Raw genomic sequence first — 1904 nt, forward strand, 5'->3', positions numbered from 1 at the left:
GTGCTCCTTAAAAAAATATAGATTGCCCCACTGCCCACCAGCGCCTGCAAAATACCCAGCCAGGTAGTCGTCAGACTATAGAGCATTGCTGCACTGTAGAATAATCCGCAGCTAGCTACCAGAACCAGGTAAAAGCTCAATATCTGGCCCAGGGGAATTCCTGCTGAGAGACCTGCCCACAGATGCAAGGGAGCCGCTAGGACTGCCACCAGGTAGAGCAAAATTGGCACTCCTAAAAGCTTGCCAACTAAAATTTTGTCGATGGGTTGAGGGCTAAGCCGAATCAAATTCAGTGTGCCACGACGCTGTTCTTGCGCTAGATCCGTAATTAACAGATATGGCCCCACGACAATTAGGGCAAAGATGCCAATCAAACTCAGGAAAACGAATGGCTCTAGCCACCAACGCGGCCAGTCAATGATTATATTGCCAGCGGCATCTCTCAGACACTGATAAACAACCGTGATATTTGGATCACCGCCGGTACAGTAAGCACTTCCTGCTGAACGTGACGTACTGTTTGGTAGGTAGCTGAAGAAGTACAAAAATGTCAGCAACTGCCCCAGTAGTGAGATCGCGACAGCAACCAGAACATTGGGAGCTTTCAGGCGACCTTTGAGTTCTCGCAGCAGTTGCGGGTTCCAATCTCCCAAAGAATCCAGCAACGTTAACGCCATATCAAGCCCGGTTTGTTCTAGGACACTTGTTGATGACCCAATTTCAAGAAAATGGTTTCCAAATCTGCTGGCAGGCAATGAAATTCGGTTAAGGGAATTCCAGCAGCCATCAGCGATCGCAGCAGTTGCGCTTGTTCTTCGGGTCCGCCAGCAAACTGAGCCTGGATCAGGCCGTTGCCGGGGTTTCGCTGGATGGCTTGAATTCCGGGATAGCTTTGCAGTTGGGTGATCAGTAACTCCGGCTCCCCCAGGGTTGCCAGAACCAATTCTTGCTGACCTAAACGGCTGTACAACTCCTGGAGGGAGGTGCTTTCCACCAGATGCCCCAGTTCCATAATCCCGATGGAGGTACACAGCTCAGCCAAATCACTGAGGATATGGGAGGAAATCAGGATTGTCATCCCAGCCTCTTTCAGGGTTTGGATCGTCTCTCGAAACTGCAGGCGAGCCCCAGGATCTAACCCAGAAACCGGCTCATCCAGCAGCAGGACAACGGGTTCGTGAATGATAGTGCGAGCTAGGCCCAGACGCTGTTTCATCCCCCGAGACAGCGTGGCGATCGGGCTACTGCCCTTAGTTTCTAAGTTCACCAGTTCCAGCACTTCCCCCAGGCGGCGACGGCGGTGGGTTCCCTGCAACCCATAAAGTCGAGCAAAGTAATCCAGATAGTCCCAAACCGTTAAATCCTGGTAAAGGGGAAAGTCATCGGGCAAATAGCCAATTCGAGCTTTCAACCGAGGATTGGGCAAGTCACTCCGCAGCCGTTCCCCATAGAGATAAATCTCCCCGGCGGTTGGCTCCTCCGCCGTTGCCAGCATCCGGATTAGCGTAGTTTTGCCAGCACCATTGGGGCCAATCAGCCCGTAGACTTCTCCTGGAACCAGCTCAAGATCAACTTCCTGAACGGCAATTTTGCGATCGAACTGCTTGGTCAGATCGTGGGTCGAAAGAATTGGCTGAAGGGCATTCATCCTGCCAAGCTAGCAGTTGCAAAGTCAGAACTGCCAGATCTGTTAAGACTTCCAAGTCTTTACTGCATCACAAAAGCAATAAATGATCCTAGGGGTCTAGCTAATTCAAGGTATCATGAGGCTGATAATTGCATATGCGCACAAATCATGGTGCTGATTAATTTGAATGGCGAGATCTCAACTTCTGCCTCTGTGTCAGTTTTGGATCGGAGCTTTTTATACGGAGACAGTATCTACGAGGTTGTAGATCGGAAGA

1 protein-coding gene and 2 pseudogenes are annotated in these 1904 nt (G+C 50.6%); 1 reads left to right on the plus strand and 2 read right to left on the minus strand.

The window, feature by feature from the left end; all coding sequences use genetic code 11:
- Nucleotides 1–677: pseudogene (locus AC2VE5_RS26255) on the minus strand (ABC transporter permease); the annotation flags it as partial.
- Nucleotides 678–694: 17 nt separating this feature from the next.
- On the minus strand, nucleotides 695–1648 hold the full coding sequence (locus tag AC2VE5_RS26260) for an ABC transporter ATP-binding protein (protein ID WP_486890496.1): 954 nt from the start codon (nucleotides 1646–1648) through the stop codon (nucleotides 695–697).
- Nucleotides 1649–1792: 144 nt separating this feature from the next.
- Between AC2VE5_RS26260 and AC2VE5_RS26265 the strand changes: the two are divergent.
- Nucleotides 1793–1904: pseudogene (locus tag AC2VE5_RS26265) on the plus strand (branched-chain amino acid aminotransferase); the annotation flags it as partial.

This window comes from Aliterella sp. E5.1, from assembly GCF_057473825.1.

Coding starts and splice junctions, on each gene's coding strand:
- AC2VE5_RS26260 (WP_486890496.1), bottom strand. CDS start 1,648: ATGAATGCCCTTCAGCCAATTCTTTCGACCCACGATCTGACCAAGCAG.